General features: G+C 69.4%; 11 protein-coding genes. 1 reads left to right on the forward strand and 10 read right to left on the reverse strand.

Annotation, left to right across the window (positions count from 1 at the left end):
• From AC3XYG_RS40675 to AC3XYG_RS40695, 5 genes are all read right to left on the reverse strand, one after another.
• On the reverse strand, nucleotides 1-222 hold a 222-nt coding region (locus AC3XYG_RS40675; RefSeq protein WP_489145616.1), incomplete at its 3' end, for a multinuclear nonheme iron-dependent oxidase.
• Between the two features lie 29 nt (nucleotides 223-251).
• The gene (locus AC3XYG_RS40680) at nucleotides 252-551 is read right to left on the reverse strand and encodes a BufA1 family periplasmic bufferin-type metallophore (RefSeq protein WP_489145617.1); all 300 of its coding nucleotides are present in this window, start codon (nucleotides 549-551) and stop codon (nucleotides 252-254) included.
• A gap of 144 nt (nucleotides 552-695) precedes the next feature.
• A complete protein-coding gene (locus AC3XYG_RS40685) occupies nucleotides 696-2,891 on the reverse strand; it encodes an FAD-dependent oxidoreductase (RefSeq protein ID WP_489145618.1) in 2,196 nt (731 codons plus the stop codon).
• Nucleotides 2,892-3,170: 279 nt separating this feature from the next.
• Nucleotides 3,171-4,343 (reverse strand): efflux RND transporter periplasmic adaptor subunit, encoded by a 1,173-nt coding sequence (locus AC3XYG_RS40690; protein ID WP_489145619.1) that lies wholly within the window; start codon nucleotides 4,341-4,343, stop codon nucleotides 3,171-3,173.
• A 17-nt stretch (nucleotides 4,344-4,360) separates the two neighbouring features.
• Nucleotides 4,361-7,528 (reverse strand): efflux RND transporter permease subunit, encoded by a 3,168-nt coding sequence (locus tag AC3XYG_RS40695; RefSeq protein ID WP_489145620.1) that lies wholly within the window; start codon nucleotides 7,526-7,528, stop codon nucleotides 4,361-4,363.
• Between the two features lie 263 nt (nucleotides 7,529-7,791).
• On the opposite strand from AC3XYG_RS40695, the gene AC3XYG_RS40700 reads away from it, so the two are divergent.
• Nucleotides 7,792-8,448, forward strand: a complete 657-nt coding sequence (locus AC3XYG_RS40700) for a TetR family transcriptional regulator (RefSeq protein ID WP_489145621.1) — start codon at nucleotides 7,792-7,794, stop codon at nucleotides 8,446-8,448.
• A 37-nt stretch (nucleotides 8,449-8,485) separates the two neighbouring features.
• Here AC3XYG_RS40700 and AC3XYG_RS40705 read toward each other — a convergent pair whose 3' ends face one another.
• The 5 genes from AC3XYG_RS40705 to AC3XYG_RS40725 all read right to left on the reverse strand — a co-directional run bounded on the left by AC3XYG_RS40705 (nucleotide 8,486) and on the right by AC3XYG_RS40725 (nucleotide 14,957).
• Entirely contained in the window at nucleotides 8,486-10,096 is a 1,611-nt protein-coding gene (locus AC3XYG_RS40705; protein ID WP_489145622.1) for a GMC family oxidoreductase, read from the reverse strand.
• Between the two features lie 120 nt (nucleotides 10,097-10,216).
• A complete protein-coding gene (locus AC3XYG_RS40710) occupies nucleotides 10,217-11,074 on the reverse strand; it encodes a TIGR01459 family HAD-type hydrolase (RefSeq protein WP_489145623.1) in 858 nt (285 codons plus the stop codon).
• Nucleotides 11,074-12,342: an FGGY-family carbohydrate kinase gene (locus AC3XYG_RS40715; protein WP_489145624.1), complete on the reverse strand. Its 1,269-nt coding sequence runs from the start codon at nucleotides 12,340-12,342 to the stop codon at nucleotides 11,074-11,076. The genes AC3XYG_RS40710 and AC3XYG_RS40715 overlap by 1 nt, the downstream gene beginning before the upstream one ends.
• 2 nt (nucleotides 12,343-12,344) lie before the next feature.
• The gene (locus tag AC3XYG_RS40720; RefSeq protein ID WP_489145625.1) at nucleotides 12,345-13,397 is read right to left on the reverse strand and encodes a class II aldolase/adducin family protein; all 1,053 of its coding nucleotides are present in this window, start codon (nucleotides 13,395-13,397) and stop codon (nucleotides 12,345-12,347) included.
• Between the two features lie 15 nt (nucleotides 13,398-13,412).
• On the reverse strand, nucleotides 13,413-14,957 hold the full coding sequence (locus tag AC3XYG_RS40725; protein ID WP_489145626.1) for a glycerol-3-phosphate dehydrogenase: 1,545 nt from the start codon (nucleotides 14,955-14,957) through the stop codon (nucleotides 13,413-13,415).
• Nucleotides 14,958-15,063: the final 106 nt, after the last annotated feature.

A 15,063-nucleotide genomic window follows, 5' to 3' on the forward strand; every position in this document is an offset into this window, starting at 1 on the left:
GCCGACGCCATGGCAGCTGAGCGGAAAGTCCCGCCGGATCCGCTCCAGCGCGGCGAGGCGCGGCCCGCCATCGGACAGGTAGTTCTCGCTGTGGATCTCGACCCAACCGATATCGGGTGGCGTGCGCAGGACATCCACCACGTGACGGTGGCGCAGGCCGATACCTGCCCGTGCAGGTATCGGCGCCGCCACCGCATTCGCGCCAGGAAGGAGAGGGCTCATGCGGTCGGACCTTGGGCCGGGGAAGCCGGTCAGGCCTTCTTCGGATTCGGATTCACGCCCTTGAAGGCGTCGGTCTTGCCGCCGAGCTCGCTGCAGATCGCGGCGCTGCCGACCGCCCGCCATTCGGACCCGTCGTAGCTGACCTTGGACTGGCCGGCGCAGGAATGAGTCCCGGCCTGGTTGGCGCAGCTGTTCTGGCCGGCGAGCGCGATGCCGTAGCACTTCGCCAGATCGGCCGCGTTGGCGGTGCTCGGGGCGGCGATGGCAGCCAGGGCCACCGCGCCGAACAGGGCGGAGGTGATGGTCAGGGCGGCTGTCTTGGTGGTCATGTGTCGTCTCCGTCGTGGGGCGCCTTGGTCAGCGCCGGACAACAGGACGCTAAGCCGCTGAAGACAATGGATAAAATGCCCTGTCGTTATGGGTTCGATATCCGGCGGCTATGAAACCTTTCGCCGCCTTCCCGTTCGCTGATTTCAGTCCTGCGTGCGATCGGTGATCAGCCGGGTGCTGCGCCGGAAGGTGAGATAGGCCCAGAACCAGTCGAAGGCGACGGCGACCCGGTTGCGCACGCCGACCAGGAAGGCGATGTGCACGGCGCCCCATAGCCACCACGCCAGCGGCCCGCTCAACCGGATCCGGCCGAAATCCGCCACCGCCGCGCGCCGGCCGATGGTGGCGAGGCTGCCGAGATGGCGGTAGCGGAAGGGCGGCGGCGCCGGCCGGTCGTCCAGCCGCGACCGGATCACCTGGGCGGCATAGGTGCCGCCCTGCTTCGCGGCGGGGGCCAGCCCCGGCACCGGCTTGCCGCCCCAGGCGTCCGACCAGGCGGTGTCGCCGATGGCGAAGACATTGGGCAGGCCGGGGATCGTCAGGTCGGGCAGCACCCGCACCCGGCCGGCGCGGTCGGCCTCGGCCTTCAGCCATTTCGCCGCCGGCGATGCGACCACCCCGGCGGCCCAGAACACGGTACGGACGCCGATCCGCCGGCCGTTGACGACGACGCCGGTCTCGTCGATCGCCTCCACCGCGCTGTCCAGCAGCAGCTCGACGCCCAGCGCTTCCAGCGCCCGGGCGGCGGCGGCCGACAGCGTCTCCGGGAAGGTCGGCAGCATGCGCGGGCCCGCCTGGATCAGCAGCACCCGGGCCAGCGCCGGCTCGATGGTCCGGAACTCGCGCGCCATACCGTGATGCGCCAGTTCGGCGATGGCGCCGGCCAGCTCGACCCCGGTCGGGCCGCCGCCGACCACGGCGAAGGTCATCAGCTCCAGCCGCTCCGTCGCGTCGGCCGCGCCTTCGGCCTGCTCGAAGGCCAGCAGCAGGCGGCGTCGGATGTCGGTCGCGTCCTCGATCTTCTTCAGCCCCGGCGCCGCCTTCTCCCACTCGTCATGGCCGAAATAGGCGTGCCGGGCCCCGGTGGCCAGGACCAGGTGGTCGTAATAGAGGGATTCGGCGCCGATGAAGACCTCCTGCGTCACCGGGTCGACGCCGGTGACCCGGCCCAGCAGGATGCGGGCGTTGGTCTGGTCCCGGAACATGCTGCGGATCGGCGTGGCGATGTCGGCCGGCGACAGGGCCGCCGTGGCCACCTGGTACAGCAGCGGCTGGAACAGGTGGTAATTGTGGCGGTCGACCAGGGTAACCCGGCACGGCGCATGGCGCAGCGCCCGCGCCGCGGCGACGCCGCCGAAGCCGGCGCCGACGATCACCACATGCGGCAGGTCGTGCAGGGTCGAGAAATGGACGTCCTGCATCGCCGGGAAGCGCCGCTGCAGGACACGGCCGACCAGGGCATCGACCGACAGCAGCCCGGGGCCGCGCAGCACGATCAGGCCCAGCAGCGCCATCCAGTAGAGATGGTCGACATGGTGCAGATAGGTCATCTCGATCACCAGCGTCAGGCCGATCAGCGCCAGCGCGGCCGGCCGCGAGGCTAGGCCGAGCACGATCAGAACGGAACAGCCGAGCTCCGCCGCCGTGCTCAGATAGGCCGCCAGCACCGGGGACAGGACCGGTACGCTGTATTCCGACTGGAACAGCAGGATCGTCGTATCGAAATCGCTGATCTTGACCAGGCCCGAGGCGAAGAAGATCGCGGCGATCCAGTACCGCAGGAACAGCCGGTAGGGCGGGCCGCCCAGGCGGGTGACGACCGTGAAGAACCGCATCAGTGGGCGGGCCAACGGCACCGCCGTCGCGGCGATGCCGCGGTCGATCCGGCGGTCGAGCGAGATCGGGCCGGCGCCCATCACCACATACCAGCCGAACAGCACGGCCTGCAGCAGGTTGGTGTCCAGCGGCAGGTAGGCGTATTGCACCACCAGCGTCAGGATCAGCATCGGCACTGCGGCGAACCGCGTCGCCAGGCCGAGGGCCAGCAGGACCGGCCCGACCAGTTCGATGGCGATGCCGAGCCAGGCGGCCAGCACCGGGTTCATCCACGACACCGGATATTCGTGGGATGACAGGAACAGCGCTGCGTTCCAGTCCGATGCCTTGACGATGCCGGACACCCAGAAGGTCTGGGCCAGCCACAGGCGGATCACCAGGTCCAGCACCGGGGCTGCCCCGGCCTCGCCGATCCGGACGGCGTCGCGCCACACCGCCAAGGCACGGGCAAAGGCCACGGTCGCCCGGCTTCGCCGCGACGCAGGGTTCGGAACACCGGTCATGATGATGGCAGCTCTCTGTCCGAAGGCGGATGAGGTGGGTCGTTCCTCCCTGTCGCCGGTCTGCCCCGAAGTCTCGGGCATGGCCGGGCCGGCGCTGTGCGACGGCCGATGCGTTGCCGGAACGGATACCATCCCTGTGCCGGGGCGGGACAATACGGGCTGCCTCTGGTTTCGATGCTTCCTGCCTATGGCCGCGCAGACAAAAAAACGGCGGCGCCCGGGGGCGCCGCCGGCTGGATCATGCTGTCTGCTGCTGGATTGCGGCCGTGGCCGCGCGGGTCAGGACCCGGCGGCGGGGGCGGCCTGCGGCGCCTGCGGCTGCACCGGCATGCCAGGATAGAAGATCTTCTGCAGGTTGCCGGTGATGACGGTGTCGCCCTCGGTAAGCCCCTTCTCGATGGCGACCAGTTCGCCATCCGTCGGGCCCAGGGTCACCAGGTGCTGTTCCGCCCTGTTGTCCTTGCTGACGGTATAGACGTAACGGCCGAACTGGCTCGCGGCGACCGCCACCTGCGGTATCATCAGGGCGTCCGGCTGCGGCTTCAGATGGACGCGCACGCGGACATACTGGCCGGGCAGCAGGGCGAAGTCGGCATTGCCGACGGTGGCGCGCGCCAGGATCGTCCCGGTGCGGTTGTCGACGGCGTTGTCCAGGAAGGTCAGCTCGCCCTGGTGCTTCGCCTCGGTCTCGCCCGGCAACAGCACGTCGATCGTGACCTTCCCCGCGCCCTTCGCGGCCCGGATCTTGGCCAGCTCGGCCTCGCTGGGGTTGAACGTCACGTAGATCGGGTCGAGCTGCACCAGGGTGTTGACGGGGCTGCCGCCGTTGGCGACCAGCGTTCCCACCGGGGCCTGGTTGCGACCGAGCCGCCCGGCGAAAGGAGCGCGGATCTCGGTGTAGCCCAGGTTCAACTCGGCCTGGCGCTGTGCCGCCTGGTCGCTGGCCAGGGTCGCCTGGGCCTGCTTCAGATTGCTCTGGCGCTGGTCGTAGGTGTCCTTGTCCAGCCAGCCGTTCTTGGTCAGCTCGGTGCCACGGTCGTAATTCGAGCGCAGATAGTCGATGTTGGACTGGTCACGCTGCAGCTGGGCGTTGGTCTGGTCCAGCGCGGTCTGGAAGTCGCGCGGGTCGATCTTGTACAGCAGGTCACCTTGCTTGACGTCGGTGCCATCGGCCGCCGGCTGCGCCTGGATATAGCCGGAGACCTTGGCCTGCAGGCTGATGGCGGCGATCGATTCGGTTCGCGCGGAGTAGTCGAGATAGATCGGCAGCGACCGCTTGAGCACCGCCGCCACCGGCACCGGCGTGGGCGGGGGCCCCCCGGCTGGTGCCGCTGCTTCGGCATGCACCGGGCTGCCGAGCAGGGCCAGGGGAAGGTGGCCGGTCTGGTACAGGCCGGCGGCGACGGCGGCAACCACGACGATCGATCCCAGGATGACGGTACGGACGCGCATGGCGCGGTTCTCCAATCCTATTCGGCCGGGTCGGCCTTCGGCTCGAGCCGATGGCCGTCGGTAACATGGGGGTTCTCCGCGCCGCCGCGGCGCTCGCGCCGGGATTCGATCACGGCGTAGAACACGGGGACGACGATCAGGGTCAGGATGGTGGCGGCCAGCATGCCGCCGAACACCCTGGTGCCGATCGACTGGCGGCTGGCGGCGCCGGCGCCGGTGGCAAGCATCAGCGGCACCACGCCCAGGATGAAGGCGAAGGCCGTCATCAGGATCGGCCGCAGCCGCAGCCGGCCGGCTTCCGCCGCCGCGTCGACGATGCTGTGGCCCTCCTCGCGCAGCCGCTTGGCGAACTCCACGATCAGGATGGCGTTCTTGGCGGCCAGGCCGATCAGCATGACCAGGCCGATCTGCGAGTAGACGTCGATCTGCATCGACCGGGCCCACAGCGCGGCGAAGGCGCCGAACAGGGCCAATGGCACCGCCAGCAGCACCATGAACGGCATCGACCAGCTCTCATACTGCGCCGCCAGGATCAGGAACACGAAGACGATGGCGAGGCCGAACACCAGGGACGCCACCGACCCGGCCTGCAATTCCTGGAAGGTGATGCCGGTCCATTCATAGGTGAAGTCGGGTGGCAGCGCCGTGGCCGCCGCCCGCTCCATCGCCGCGATCGCCTGGCCCGAGCTGTAGCCCGGGGCGGGTGAGCCGTTGATCTTGGCCGAAGTGTAGTTGTTGTAGTGCGGCACCGTGTCCGGCCCGGCGATCGGCTTCAGGTCGCCCAGCGTGCTCAGCGGCACCATGCCGCCGGCCGAGTTGCGGACATAGAGGCGCGAGAGGTCGGATGCCGATCCGCGGGCATCTTTGTCCGCCTGGATGGTGACGCGGAAGGTGCGGCCGAACAGGTTGAAGTCGTTGATGTACAGCGACCCGAGATAGATCTGCAGGGTGTTGAACACGTCGGGCAGGTTCAGCCCCAGCATTTTCGCCTTGTTGCGATCCAAATCGTAATTGTATTGCGGCGTGGTGGTGCTGAAGCTGCTGAACATCTGCTGCGCGTCCAGCTCAGGCTGCTTCCGGGCCTCTGCCAGCACCGCCTGGGTCGCAGCACTCAGGGCGATCGCACCCTGGCCGGACAGGTCCTCGACCTGGAATTCGAAGCCGCCCGTGGTGCTGATGCCCGGGATCGACGGCGGATCGAAGGCAAATGCGAGGGCTTCAGGGACCTGCATCCAAAGCTGGCCGCCGACCTTCTTGGCCAGGGCAGATGCGCTCTCGTCCGGTCCGCGCTCGGACCAGGGCTTCAGAATGGCGAACTGGGCCGCGGAGTTCGATTGCGAGGCGCTGGTCAGGAAGTTCAGGCCGACGATCTCGCCCACCGTCTCGACGCCCGGCGTCGCCTCCAGGATCTCGCGGGTCTTCTTCGCCACCGCTTCGGTGCGCTCCAGCGATGCGCCGTCGGGCAACTGGATGACGACGAAGAAATAGCCCTGGTCCTCGACTGGCAGGAAGGTCGATGGCAGCTGTGTCGACACCCAGTAGGTCAAGCCCAGCCCGCCCACGAACAGGACCATGACCAGCCAGCGGATGCGGATCAGGAACCGCACCAGGGCTGCATAGCCGTGCGACAGCCAGTTGAAGCCGGCATTGAACCAGCGGAAGGGCGCGAAATTCGTGCCCGGCCGGTGCCGCAGGAACGCGGCGCTCAAGGCCGGGCTCAGGGTCAGCGAGTTGAAGGCCGACAGGCCGACGGAGATGGCGACGGTCAGGGCGAACTGATTGTACAGGCGGCCGGAGACGCCCGGGATGAAGGCGACCGGGATGAACACCGCCATCAGCACCGCCGTGGTGGCGATGATCGGGCCGGTGACCTCGGTCATCGCCTTGCGCGTCGCCGCCAGGGGCGGCAGGCCGGCCTCCAGCTGCCGCTCTACATTCTCGACCACGACGATGGCGTCATCGACGACCAGGCCGATGGCCAGCACCATGCCGAGCAGGCTCAGCATGTTCAGCGAGAAGCCCATGCCCTCCATGATCGCCAGCGTCGCGATCAGCGACACCGGGATGGCGATGACCGGGATCAGGGTGGTGCGCCAGCTCTGCAGGAAGACGAAGACCACCAGCACGACCAGCGCCAGCGCTTCCAGCAGCGTCTTCAGCACGTCTTCCATCGCCGCCGACACGAAGCGCGTGGTGTCGTAGCGGATGCCGTATTCGATGCCTTTGGGGAAGCGCTGCTTCAGCTCCTCCATCTTGGACTGGACCGCTGCCTGCAGCGCCAGCGCGTTCGATCCCGGCTGCTGGAAGACGGCGATGACCACGGCCGGCCGGCCGCCGAAATAGCCGGAGGACGAGTATTGCAGGGCGCCGAGCTCGATCCGGGCGACGTCGCGCAGCCGCACCACCGATCCGGTCGTCGGATCGGCGCGAACGACGATGTCGCCAAACTGGGCCGGGTCACTCAGGCGGCCGGTGGCGTTGACCTGCAGCTCGAAGGCGGTGCCGGCGGGGGCGGGCGACTGGCCGATCTTGCCGGCCGCGACCTGCACGTTCTGCTCGGCCACCGCGTCCTGCACGTCGACCGCGGTGACGCCCAGATTGGCCAGCTTGTCGGGATCCAGCCAGATGCGCATGGAGTAGCGCCGCTCGCCGAAGATCTGGACATTGCCGACACCGGGCAGGCGCTTGATCGGGTCGACGATCTGCAGATAGGCGTAGTTGCTCAGCTCCACGGGGTCGACCGACCCGTCCGGCGACGTCAGGTCGACGATCAGCACGAAGTTCGGGTTCTGCTTCTGGATCGTGATGCCGCCCTGGTTGACGATCGCCGGCAGCGAAGAGGCCGCCTGCGACACCCGGTTCTGCACGTCGACCGCGGCGATGCTGAGGGGGTAGCCGACCTGGAATGTGACGGTGATGTTCGAGGTGCCGTCGTTCGACGAGGTCGACGACATGTACATCATGCCCTCGACGCCGTTGATCTGCTGCTCCAGCGGCGTGGTCACCGTGTCGGCCACGACCTGGGCGCTGGCGCCCGGATACTGGGCACTGACCACGACCTGCGGCGGCGTGATGTCGGGGAACTGCGATATCGGCAGCAGGAAATAGCTGATGGCGCCGGCCAGCACCATGATGACGGCGATGGCCGATGCGAAGATCGGACGCTGGACGAAGAAACCGATCATGAGGGAACCCGGGCGTACTGGTTTCGCAAATCCAGGGCGCGCGACGGCTGGAAAGCCTCGCACCGGCGCTGGCCGCAGACGGGACGTGAGGCGGCCAGGCGACAGGCCATAGTAAACCTCTGGGTTAAATAACCATGTGGTTGATTATCGTTCGGCACGGGCGGCGTCAAGCGATCCCTTGAAAACGCCCGAACACCCCGCGCCTGGATCAAGTCTTGACCCATGCCGATCGGGGTGTTACCGGTAAGTAACGTCATATTGGTATGGACCGTCCAGCGCGTCAAGAGAAGATGACGACAACAGTGGTAACGCCCGCCGAAAAAGCACGATTGCAGTTGCAATCCGAAGCATTGCGCCCGCGTGAACGGATCGTCGGCACGGCTCGCGACCTGTTTCACAAGCATGGCTTTCGTGGTGTTGGCGTTGATGCGATCGCCGAGGCGGCCGGCACCAATAAGATGACGCTGTATCGTCATTTCAACTCGAAGGACGATCTGATCGTCGAATGTCTGCATCGTTTCGCTGCGGAAGCCGATGCGATCTGGACCGGGCTGGAAGCCGACCATCCGAAAGATCCCGTGGCGCGGCTGCACGCCTGGCTCCGGGGCTGCGCGGAATGCGTGGTCCAGGACAGGCGCGGCTGCGACATGGTCAACGCCATCGTGGAACTGGCGGAGCCGGATCACCCGGCGCATCGGGTGGTCGAGGACTTCAAGATCGATCAGCGCGAGCGGCTGGTGGCGCTGTGCCGGAGCGCCGGCGCCATCCAGGCCGAATTGCTGGCCGATACTCTGTGGCTGCTGCTGGAAGGCGCCCGCGTCAGCCGGAACAGCGTCGGGGCCGAAGGGCCCAGCGCCCGGTTCGTCCGCATGGGCGAGGCCATCATCGCCTCCTTCCTGAACCGCCCCAGCCCGGCCTAGCCGGGCGGGGATGTCGCCGGCTGGGCCGGCGACGGGATCACAGCCGGTGGTCGCGCCGCAGCAGGTCCGCCGCCCGTTCGCCGATGACCACGCAAGGCGCCATGGTGTTGCCGGTGGTTACCCGCGGCATGATCGACCCGTCGGCGATGCGCAGGTTGTCGACGCCGTAGACCCGCAACTCGCCATCCACCACCGACATCTCGTCCCGGCCCATCTTGGCGGTGCAGGTCTGGTGGAAATAGGTGACGATGGCGTCGCGCACAAAGTTCTCCAGCACCGTGCCCGTCAGCCCGCCCGGCATCACCTCGCGCCTCGTGAAGGGCCTCAGCGCCGGCGAATTGCCGATCTCACGGCAGATCTCGACACAGGTGACCAGCGCCTTCAGGTCGGCGGGGTCTGCCAGCGCGTTGGCGTCGATCTCGATCGGGTCCAGCGGGTTCGGTCCGGTCAGCCGGATCCGGCCCCGGCTCTTCGGCCGCACCAGCGACGGCAGGAGGCACCAACTGGCGGCCGGTGGATTCAGCTTGGCGGTCTCGGCATTGACGTAAGGGATCTCGACCTGGATCGGCTGCAGGTCGGGCGTATCGAGCGCCGCGTCGCTCTTCCAGAAGAGGGTGGCTTCGCCCAGGTTGTTGCGCGGGGCGATCGGGCGCTCGTATTCCCACAGGCAGCCGGCAACCAGCAGATGGTCCTGGAAATTCCGGCCCACGCCCGGCAGGTGCTGGATCATGCCGATGCCGAAGCGGGCCAGGTCGTCCTGGTCGCCGATGCCGGACTGCATCAGCACCTTGGGCGTGTGCATCGCGCCCAGCGACAGCACCACCTCGCGCCCGGCGCCGATGCGATGCGTCTGGCCGTCGAATTCGACCTCGACCCCGGTGGCGCGCCGGCCTTCGACGATCACGCGCGTCACCAGGCTGTGGATCAGCACCGTCAGGTTCGGCCGGTCCATAATGGGATGGACATAGCTGCGGAAGATCGACTGCCGCCGTCCGTTGCGCACGATCAGGTTGGCGATGGCGCAGCCGCCGGGGCCTTCCATCATCTCGCCATTCTGGTCGTCATAGCTCGGGATGCCGATCGAACGTGCGCCCTCCAGCATGGCCGGGGCGATGGCGATCGGATCCTGGGCCGGCTGTATGAAGACCGGCCCGCCGGTGCCGCGCCGCACCGGGTCCGGCCCGCCGTGCCAATCCTCGATCCGGCGATAGAGGCCCAGAACGGATTCGTAGCCCCAGGCCGGGTCGCCGGATTCGGCGGCGAAATAGTCCCAGTCGTTCTTGTGCCCACGCGACCAGACCTGGCCGTTGATGCTGGACCCGCCGCCCAGCACCTTGCCCATCGACAGCGACAGGGCGCGGCCGTTCAGCCGCGGATTCGGCAGTGCCTGGAAGCCCCAGTCGCGCTCGGTGCCCAGGTTGGTCGGCCACAGGGTGGAATCCATCACGGCCGGCACGTCGTCGGACCCGCCGGCCTCCAGCAGCAGCACGCTGACATCGGGGTTTTCCGCCAGGCGGCGGGCCACGACCGATCCGGCCGATCCGGCGCCGCAGACGATGAAATCATAATGCGGCTTCAGGTCGGCGGCGAGGCTGCGCTGGTTGGCGCGCACGCGCTCGTCGAAATCATCCGCCTGGTTGGCGTCCATGTTCGGGCTTCCTGCTCAGACCGTTCGGACAACACGATGTCCGACGCTGACAGCCTCGGCCGGCGGCGTTGCGGTCTGATTTCGGCCCTGGAGAATCCGGTTACGGCAGTAACGCCCGCCTCACCAACGGAAGGACGGCAGCAGGATATCCGGCACGCAGCCGACGGCCTGGAACTCCCGGGCCATCTCCTCATCGCCCAGGCCGGCATGGATGCCGGTGCGGACCAGGGCGGCGGCGGCGCCGAAGCCGCGGGCGCCGGCGATGTCGTGCTCGACACTGTCGCCGACGCACAGCACGTCCCGCGGGCGGTCCACCCCGGCGACCTCGGCGGCATGGCGGTACATCAGGGGATGCGGCTTGCCGACCCAGGTGACGGTGCCGCCGAGCGCCTCGTACATCTCGGCGATGCGGCCGGCGCCGAAGGCGGGGCCCTGCGCCGTCAGCATGATCTTGTCCGGGTTGGTGCACAGCGCCGGCACGCCGCGGGCGGCGGCTGGGGCCAGCAGCTCGCGATAGCGCTCCAGCGGAATCAGGTGCCCCTGGCTGCCGGCGATCACCACCAGATCGGCGGCGTCGCCGGTCTCGGCCTCGGCGAAGCCCAGCGTCTCGGCAAAACCGCGATCCTCGCCGCTGGAGATCACCAGGCAGCGGGTGCCGGAGCCGGGGGCGACCGGCAGGCCGCCGCTGCGCAGCAGCGCCAGCGCCACATCGCCTGAGGTGACGAAATGGTCATAGCTGTCGCGGGCGAAGCCCAGCGTCTCCATCCGCCTGCTGTTGTAGGCGGCCGACCGGCCGGAATTGGACAGCAGCACGACCCGGCACCCGGCATCCTTCAGCCGGCGCAGCGCCTCGATCGCGCCGGGATAGGGATGGCGGCCGTCATGCAGCACGCCGTACTGGTCGATGAAGAAGCTGCCGAAGCGGTCGATCAGCGCGCCGATTCCGTCGATCCGCTCGATGGTACCGATCTCCAGCATCAAGATCCTCCGAGTCCGGCCAGGGCCAGCCGGGCTGTACCCTCTGCCGCATCTTCGGACAAGGCCGGCAGGAACGGCACGTCCAGTTGCCGCCGGCGGATCTCGGTCCAGCCGGCATTGGCGCTGCCGCCGCCGACGCTGCGCAGCGATGTGACGGCGGGGGCGCCCAGCTCGACCAGCAGGCGATAGGCGCGGGCCTCGATCGCGGCAATGCCCTCCAGCACGCCCTGGAAGAACACCGCCTCATCCGCCGGGCGCGGCTCCAGCACCGGCGCCAGCTGCGGGTCGGCCACCGGGAAGCGCTCGCCCGGCTTCGGCAGCGGGTAATAGGACAGGCCGGTCGGCCGGTCGGGCCGCAGCGCCGCGGTCAGCGCCGGCAGCCGGTCGCGCCCGAACAGCTGTGCCACCACCGCGCCGCCGCTGTTGGAGGCGCCGCCGACCAGCCAGCGGTCGCCCATGCGATGGCTGTACACGCCATGCTGCGGAGAATCGACCGGTCGGTCGGACAATAATTTGAGCACCAGGGTCGAGCCGAGCGCCGTGACCGCATCGCCGATCGCGTCCGCCCCCGTCGCCAGGAACGATGCGCAGCCATCGGTGGTGCCGGCGCAGACCACGGCGCCGGCAGGCAGGCCCAGGCCGATGGCCGTGTCCCCGACCGGGCCGGTCGGGGTGCCGGGCGCCACCGCCCGCGGCAGCGCGCCGGGGTCGATGCCGAGGCCGAAGATCCAGTCCGGCCAGCGCCGGGCCACCGGGTCGTAGCCGGTCTTCAGCGCATTGTTCTCGTCGGTGACGTCGAAGCGGCCGGACAGCCGGCCGGCGATCCAGTCGGCCTGGTGCAGCACCCGCACGGCGCCGGGCCGCCGCAGCAGCACCAGGGCGCGGGCGAGGGCGGAGCTGCGGCCACGGGCGGCGCTGCCGGCCGGCGCCACGGCGTCGATGGCCGCCAGCACCGCCTCATCCGGGCAGGCATCGTTGTACATCAGCGCCGGCCCGACCGGCCGCCCGGCCGCATCGGTCACCAGCACGGTGCCGGAGGTGCCGTCGACGGCGAGCGCGCCCACTTTGGACAGGTCGGCCTCGGCCGCCAGCCGGCGCAGCGCCGCCACCGTGGCCAGCCACCACACCTCCGGGTCGCGTGGATCCAGGCCGGGACTGTCGGTCGCCATGGCGCCGCGGCCGACCGGGCGCCCGGCGGCGTCCACCGCCACCCCCCGCACGCCGGAGGTGCCGACATCGATGCCGATCGCGCGTGCCGTCTCCGCCATATCTATGCTCCTTGCCGGCTCAACGACTGGCGATACTGCTCCGCGTCCCATTGGGTCAACTCATCGACCTGGGCGGCGGTGAAGGCGCGGGTCGGCGCGCCGGCCGGCACCCGCCCGGCGACATCGGCCAGGCAACGCGCCATCTCGTCCGCGCCGCGCAGCACGCCCTCATGCAGCACCACGCCGCGGTCGGGCACCGCCACGATCGCCGGCGCGCGCGGCTGCCGGCCCAGCGCTGCCAGCTCTTCGGGCGTATCGGCCGTGGCGACGGCGGCGCCGAGGAAGATGACATGGTCCGGATAGAAGGCCCCGGCGGTCGCCAGCGCCAGGCTGTTTGGATCGGTTGCCACATCATGGGCGACGGGGTCGCGCGGCAGCTGGTAGGGTGTGCCGCGGATGAAATCGGCCAGGATCTCGGGCGACGCGTCCGGCGCCGGCCGGCGGGGCAGGGCCAGGGCGGCGCAGACACGGTCGAGCAGCGCGCCTGCCTCCGCGACGCCATCCGCCGCCACCACCAGCCCGTGATTGCCCAGCACCACGACATTGGTGGCGGGCCGCAGCCGCGCCGCGATGGCGTGCGACAGGGTCAGGCCGGGCTTGCAATAGGGTACGAACACCCAGTCGACGCCGGGCAGCCCGTCCAGCCGCTCGGCCAGGCGCGCCTCCGCGTCGGTCCGCAGCGCCAGGGCGATGGTCGACACGCAATGCACATGCAGCACCACGGCGAAGGGCAGCACCGCATGCACGGTGGTCTCGATCGACGGCCGCAGCCCGCGCGGATTGTGCTCGGCCATCACGAAGGCGCGGGCGGTCTCCGCGCCAGGGTCGCCGTCGCGCATCGCCTGCAGCAGCGGATCCAGCCGCACCGGCACCAGGATGTCCTCATCCTCGGCCGCGGCCAGCCAGGTGCCGGACGCCTTGATCCACATCACGCCGTCGCGCTTCAGCGAGGTGTTGCCGCCGGCCGCCTGCACCCGGTCCGGGTCGCGGCCGAGTTCGGCGGACAGGCGGCGCAGGGCGCGAAGGTCGGGGTCGGTCGACGGGTCGAGGGTCATTGGCCTCTCCGGAACTCAGCGGGCGGCGGCGCGGGGCGCCGAAGGGGCTTCGGCGTCCAACCATTGCGCGAAGGCGGCGGTCTCGTCCGGGGTCAGGTGCAGCCCGTGCTTGGTGCGGCGCCACAGGATGTCCTCGGCGTCCTCGGCCCATTCCTGGGCGCGCAGATAAGCCACCTCGCGCTCATACAGCGTGCCGCCGAAACACCGGCCGAGATCGGCAACCGTGCCGGCGCCGTCCAGCAGTGCTTCGGCCCGGGTGCCATACAGCCGGCCGTAATGAATCGCCAGATCCTCCGGCAGCCAGGGATGGCGCTGGCGGAACCCGGCCAGCCAGCGGTCGAAATCGGCGTCCGGCATGTCGCCGCCGGGCAGGGTGGCTGCCGCGGTCCAGGCCGGGCCCATCGCCGGGAAGAACGGGCGCAGCCGGTCCAGCGCGTGCTCCGCCAGCTTGCGGAAGGTGGTGATCTTGCCGCCGAACACCGACAGGATCGGTGCCTGCCCGTTCTCCGCATCGACATCGAAGACGTAGTCGCGGGTGACGGCCGACGGGTTGGCGGCATCGTCGTCGAACAGCGGGCGGACGCCGGCGAAGGCGTGCACCACGTCGGCGGGTCCGATCTGGCGCTGGAACGCGCGGTTCACGACACCGCAGAGATAGGCGATTTCCTGCGGGTCCACCGCCACCCGGTCCGGGTCGCCGGATTGCGGGATGTCGGTGGTGCCGATCAGCAGGTGGCCGCCTTCATAGGGGTTGATGAAGATCACCCGCTTGTCGGTGTTCTGCACGAGATAGGCCTGCGGCCCGTCGTAGAATTTCGGCACCACGATGTGGCTGCCGCGCACCAGCCGGATCTTCTTCGTGGAGGTCAGGCCGGCGGTGCCGGTCAGCACCCGGTCGACCCAGGGGCCGGCGGCGTTGGCCACGGCGCGGGCTGTCACATGCCGTTCGGCACCATCGGTTCCGCGCAACACGGCGTGCCACAGCCCGCCCTGCCGGCGCAGGGACACGCATTCGGTCCGGGTCAGGATCTCAGCGCCGCGCTCGGCCGCACCCAGGGCATTCAGCACCACCAGCCGGGCATCGTCGACCCAGCAGTCGGAATATTCGAACCCCCTGGAAAAACGGTCCTGCAGCGACCATCCCTCCGGGGCGCGGCGCAGGTTCAGGCCGCGGCTGGGCGGCAGGCGCTTGCGACCGCCGAGATGGTCGTACAGGAACAGCCCCAGCCGCAGCAGCCAGGCCGGGCGCAGGCCCCGGTCATGCGGCAGCACGAAGCGCATCGGCCAGATGATGTGCGGCGCCGCCGCCAGCAGCACCTCGCGCTCGATCAGCGCCTCGCGCACCAGGCGGAACTCGTAATATTCGAGATAGCGCAGCCCGCCATGCACCAGCTTGCCGCTGCGGCTCGACGTGCCCTCGGCCAAGTCGCCCTTCTCGCATAGCAGCACCGACAGGCCGCGCCCCACCGCGTCGCGGGCGATGCCGGCACCGTTGACGCCGCCGCCGACCACCAGCAGGTCGACGACGGCCCCGTTCTCCTGCTCCGCCTCAGACGCCATCGCCGCTCAGGCCGCCTGCTTCGGGCGCGGGCCGTAATCCTTGAACTTCTCGATCACCCGGGTGATTTCCTCGTCGGGCAGGCACACCGGGCCGCCCAGCATCAGG

It is taken from the genome of Inquilinus sp., from assembly GCF_057815775.1.

Excerpts from the sequence above, each read along its gene's own strand:
- AC3XYG_RS40680 (WP_489145617.1), bottom strand. The coding sequence starts at position 551 with ATGACCACCAAGACAGCCGCCCTGACCATCACCTCCGCCCTGTTCGGC.
- AC3XYG_RS40685 (WP_489145618.1), bottom strand. The coding sequence starts at position 2,891 with ATGACCGGTGTTCCGAACCCTGCGTCGCGGCGAAGCCGGGCGACCGTG.
- AC3XYG_RS40690 (WP_489145619.1), bottom strand. The coding sequence starts at position 4,343 with ATGCGCGTCCGTACCGTCATCCTGGGATCGATCGTCGTGGTTGCCGCC.
- AC3XYG_RS40695 (WP_489145620.1), bottom strand. The coding sequence starts at position 7,528 with ATGATCGGTTTCTTCGTCCAGCGTCCGATCTTCGCATCGGCCATCGCC.
- AC3XYG_RS40700 (WP_489145621.1), top strand. The coding sequence starts at position 7,792 with ATGGACCGTCCAGCGCGTCAAGAGAAGATGACGACAACAGTGGTAACG.
- AC3XYG_RS40705 (WP_489145622.1), bottom strand. The coding sequence starts at position 10,096 with ATGGACGCCAACCAGGCGGATGATTTCGACGAGCGCGTGCGCGCCAAC.
- AC3XYG_RS40710 (WP_489145623.1), bottom strand. The coding sequence starts at position 11,074 with ATGCTGGAGATCGGTACCATCGAGCGGATCGACGGAATCGGCGCGCTG.
- AC3XYG_RS40715 (WP_489145624.1), bottom strand. The coding sequence starts at position 12,342 with ATGGCGGAGACGGCACGCGCGATCGGCATCGATGTCGGCACCTCCGGC.
- AC3XYG_RS40720 (WP_489145625.1), bottom strand. The coding sequence starts at position 13,397 with ATGACCCTCGACCCGTCGACCGACCCCGACCTTCGCGCCCTGCGCCGC.
- AC3XYG_RS40725 (WP_489145626.1), bottom strand. The coding sequence starts at position 14,957 with ATGGCGTCTGAGGCGGAGCAGGAGAACGGGGCCGTCGTCGACCTGCTG.